General features: G+C 74.6%; 4 protein-coding genes. All 4 read left to right on the top strand.

What is annotated here, in order from left to right; translation table 11 throughout:
• On the top strand, nt 1–952 hold a 952-nt coding region (gene folP, locus ACTIGN_RS16485; protein WP_439625744.1), incomplete at its 5' end, for a dihydropteroate synthase.
• Nucleotides 953–1,005: 53 nt separating this feature from the next.
• Nucleotides 1,006–2,307 carry a glutamate-5-semialdehyde dehydrogenase gene (locus tag ACTIGN_RS16480; RefSeq protein ID WP_439625742.1) on the top strand — a complete coding sequence of 434 codons (1,302 nt, stop codon included), beginning with the start codon at nt 1,006–1,008 and terminating at the stop codon, nt 2,305–2,307.
• Nucleotides 2,308–2,353: 46 nt separating this feature from the next.
• Nucleotides 2,354–3,883, top strand: a complete 1,530-nt coding sequence (locus ACTIGN_RS16475; RefSeq protein ID WP_439625740.1) for a hypothetical protein — start codon at nt 2,354–2,356, stop codon at nt 3,881–3,883.
• 68 nt (nt 3,884–3,951) lie between these two features.
• Complete coding sequence (locus ACTIGN_RS16470) at nt 3,952–4,206, top strand: hypothetical protein (RefSeq protein ID WP_439625738.1); 255 nt, start codon at nt 3,952–3,954, stop codon at nt 4,204–4,206.
• Nucleotides 4,207–4,280 lie beyond the last annotated feature (74 nt).

The raw sequence follows: 4,280 nt of genomic DNA, 5'->3' as shown, positions 1-4,280 counted from the left end.
ACCGGAGGAACGAAGACCCCTCCGGTCGCTGACGCTCCCGGCTCGCCAAGATCACGAGCGCCCGCCCGTTGCACGCGGCGGGCGTTTTCCGTTCACTGACGGGATGGACCCGTTCCGCTGGCACCTCCGCGACCGCACCCTCGACCCCGGCCCCCGGCCGCTCGTCATGGGGATCGTCAACGTCACCCCGGACAGCTTCTCCGACGGCGGGCACTTCCTCGACACGGCCGCGGCCGTCGAGCACGGGCTGAAGCTCGTCGGCGAGGGTGCCGACGTCCTCGACGTCGGCGGCGAGTCGACGCGGCCGGGGGCCGAGCCCGTTCCCGTGGACGAGGAACTGCGCCGCGTCGTGCCGGTCGTCGCGGAACTCGTTCGCCGAACGGCCGTGCCGGTGTCCGTTGACACGATGAAGGCGCAAGTCGCGCGGCGGTGCCTCGAAGCCGGTGCGGCGATCGTCAACGACGTGGCCGGGTTCCGCGACCCCGAGATGGCCCGCGCCGCCGCCGACCACCGGGCCGGCGTGGTCGTCATGCACATGCAGGGGGCACCGCAGACGATGCAGGCGAACCCGCGGTACGCCGACGTGGTCCGTGAGGTGTCCGCGTTCTTCGAGGAGCGGTTGCGAGTTCTGGGCGAATCGGGTATTCACCCGGGTGCGGTGTGTCTCGACCCCGGCATCGGGTTCGGCAAGACGCTGGAGCACAACCTCGATTTGCTCGCGAACCTCGGCGAGTTCGCGGCCCTGGGCCGGCCGGTGTGCCTCGGCGTCTCACGCAAGGGGTTCATCGGTTCGCTGTGCGGCCGCGAGAAGCACGAGCGGCTGGCCGGGTCGCTCGCCGTCGCGTGCTTCGCCGCCGCCCGCGGCGCGGCACACGTGTTGCGGGTCCACGACGTTGCCGCCACGCGGGACGCGGCCGTGCTCCTCGGCGCGATCAACCGCTCTCGGCGCTGACCGCCGCGGGCTGGTAGAATTCCAGTCACCCTGACCCCACAGCCGAGACCGCCGTGACCGCCGCACTCCTGAAACCGCCCGACGCCCACGACACGCGCGACGCACTCGCCGCGCAGTGCCGCGACACGGCCGCACGCGCGAGGGCCGCGTCCGAGGTGCTGGTCGGCCTCTCGACCGCCGTGAAGAACGCCTGGCTCCTCGCGGCCGCCGCGTCGCTGGAGGCGCACGCGGCCGGGGTGCTCGAAGCGAACGCGAGGGACGTTGCGGCGGCCCCGGGGTTCGGCCTGAACGCCGCCGCCATCGACCGCCTCAAGCTGACGCCGGCCCGCATCACGGCCGCGGCCGACGGGTTGCGCCAGGTCGCGGCGCTGCCCGACCCGGTCGGCGAGGTCCGCGAGGGCGGCCTGCGGCCCAACGGGCTCCAGGTGCTCAAGGTCGGCGTGCCGATCGGCGTGGTGTTCTTCATCTACGAGTCGCGGCCGAACGTGACCGTGGACGCCGCCGGGCTGTGCGTGAAGAGCGGCAACGCGGTCATCCTCCGCGGCGGCAAGGAGGCGATCCACTCGAACACCGCGATCCACCGCGTGCTGAGCGCCGAACTCGCGGGGTGCGGGCTCCCGGCCGACGCGGTGCAACTGGTCGCGACGACCGACCGCGAGGCCGTCGGCCACTTCCTGCGGATGCCCGAGTTCGTGGACCTCGCCATCCCCCGCGGCGGCAAGGGGCTCATCGAGCGCGTCGTGGCCGACGCCCGGATGCCGGTGATGAAGCACTTCGACGGCAACTGCCACGTGTACGTGGACGCGGCCGCCGACCTCGACATGGCCGAGCGGATCGTGGTGAACGCGAAGTGCGCCCGGCCCGGGGTGTGCAACGCCGCCGAGAGCCTGCTGGTCCACGCGGCGGTCGCCGGGGTGTTCCTCCCGCGGATCGGCGGAGCGCTCGCGGCCCGCGGCGTCGAGGTCCGCGGGTGCGACGCGACCCGCGCGCTGCTCCCCGCGGCGACGCCGGCCACCGACGCCGACCACCGGGCCGAGTTCCTCGACCTCATCATCTCGGTGAAGGTGGTGGACTCGTTGGACGCCGCGGTGTCGCACATTAACGCGTACGGCTCCAAGCACACCGACGCGATCGTGACCCGCGACATTGCCGCGGCCCGGCGGTTCACGCAGCGCGTGGACGCCGCGGCGGTGGTGGTGAATGCGAGCACCCGGTTCAACGACGGGTTCGAGCTGGGCCTCGGGGCCGAGATCGGGATCAGCACCGACAAGTTCCACGCCCGCGGCCCGTGCGGGCTGCGGGAACTTACGACGTACAAGTACGTCGTCACCGGCGACGGCCAGGTGCGCGAGTGACGAGCGGGTGAGGCGAACCGGGAGCGGGAGCGACCGGAGGGGTTCTATGCTGTGGGTCTTCCTCACCGTCGCGGCGGTCGGGCTGTTCTGGCTCGGGTACCGCAACCCGTACCGGCGGCGGTGGCTGCTGCCGCGCCGGGTCGCGCCGCGCTCGACCACGACGGCCGCCGTGGACCGCCAGCACCGGCACCTGCTCGCGGGCGGGCGGCTCGGCGAGACGGCCGTGACCGCGACCGCGGCCCACTTCAAGGAACTGCTCCGCGGCGGCCGCGTGGTTGAAGTCGAGCGCGAACTGCAACCCGGCGTCGGGTTCGCGGTCCAGGTGCGGGCGCTCGCGTCGGTCGGCACGCCCGAGGCCGGGAAGCTCCTGGAGCGGCAGCTCGCGCGCAAACTCACCCCCGACCCCGTCGAACAAACCTGGTACTGGGCCGACGTCGCCGCCGGGCTCCGGCACCTGCGGCACACGATCGCGCTGCCCGCCGTGCTGCGGTGCGTGGACGCGGCCGCGGGCCTGCCGGCCGGCACCGTCCTCGCCGCCGAAGCGGTCGCGTTCCCGAACTTCGCCACCGCCCTGCGCGACCTGCGGAGCCCGCTGGGACGGGCCGCGCTGCGGGCCGTCGCGACCGTGTGCCGCGGGTGCCGCGACGGGACCATCGACCCCGCGTGCATGCTCCGCGCCGGCCTCGGCGACCTGCTCGCGAACCTCAGCGAGTCGGCCCCCCCGGACCCGGACCCGTGGCTCACCGCCGCCGTGGTCGAGGTCGAGCGCGTGTTCCGCCGCCTCGGCCGCTGGGCGGACCACCTCGACGACGACCTCCGCTCCGCGGCCGAGAACCAGGGGGTGCGGCTGTTCCTCTCTTCGGCGCACCGGACCGAGTGGCTCCGCGGCGCGGCCGAGCGGCTCCTCGCCCGGTTCCCCGCGGCCTCCACCGACGAGCAGGCCGCGACCCTCCGGTGCGCCTACGAGTTCAGGGCCGACGTGACACACCTGTTCCCGCACCTGCCCGACCCCCGGAGCCCGTGGTGGGCCGACGCGGTCCGGTGCCTGACGTGGTCGAAGTCGCCCGCGGCGGGCCCGGTACTCGCGGCACAGGCGTCGCGGTGGCTCGGGTCGCACCGGGGCCGGCCGCGGCTCCCGCACCTGCTCGCGGCGCTCCGCGGGCACCCGTGCGCCGAGGCCGAATCGGTGCTGCTCCGGGCCGCGTTCGGCACCGACCCCGACACCCGCCGCGCCGCGACCGCGTCCCTGGGCTGGTGGCCCCCGCACGACCCGGCCGCCGTGATGCGGGCACTCCGTGTCCTCCGCACCGACACCGACGCCGACACCCGCGGCGCTGCGGTATCCGCCCTCGCCCGCCTCGGGGAGCGCGCCGCCCTCGCCGAACTCTCGGCCGGGCTGTGCGCCGAGGAGCCGGCCGTTCAGCACGCGACGATCGCCCGCGTCGCCGCCGACGGGGTGAGCTGGCTCTGGCCCGACCTGCAAGAACTGGCCGAGTCCGGCGACCGCGAGACGGCGCTGGCCGCGTCCGAGGCGGCGGCCCAGCTCCGCGAGCAGGCGCTCGGCCTCACCGGTTGAATCCGCTCAACCCCGCCCCCCCGCCTTGCCGATACCACCCGTGCCCCCCGGTCCCCCCGGACACGCCGATGGTACGGCTGCGCGAGTCACTGCTCCTGCTCGCGGCCGCCGCGGCCACCGCCGCGGGCGGGTGCGGCTTCTCGAAGCGGCCCTACGGCCACGACCCGCTGCTCCGCGACGGGGCGGGGGTCTGGGGGAACCCGTCGGTCGCCCGGACCCCCAACTTCGCGCCGAACGCCGAGCCCGTCGCCCCGCACGCGCCGAGGCTCGCGGACCTGGCCCGGACCGGCCCCGGACTCGATGTCGTGACGCTCGAGAAGTGAAGTGTGCTCAGATCAGGTTCGATAGAACCGGAACCGTGCTGGACGGGTCCGAGCCCGAGCGCCGAGCGAGGGGC

This window comes from Gemmata sp. (assembly GCF_051859125.1).
In the GTDB taxonomy this organism is placed as follows: domain Bacteria; phylum Planctomycetota; class Planctomycetia; order Gemmatales; family Gemmataceae; genus Gemmata.
Note: the sequence above shows the minus strand (reverse complement) of the source record. Positions and strands in the feature narration are given on the sequence as shown.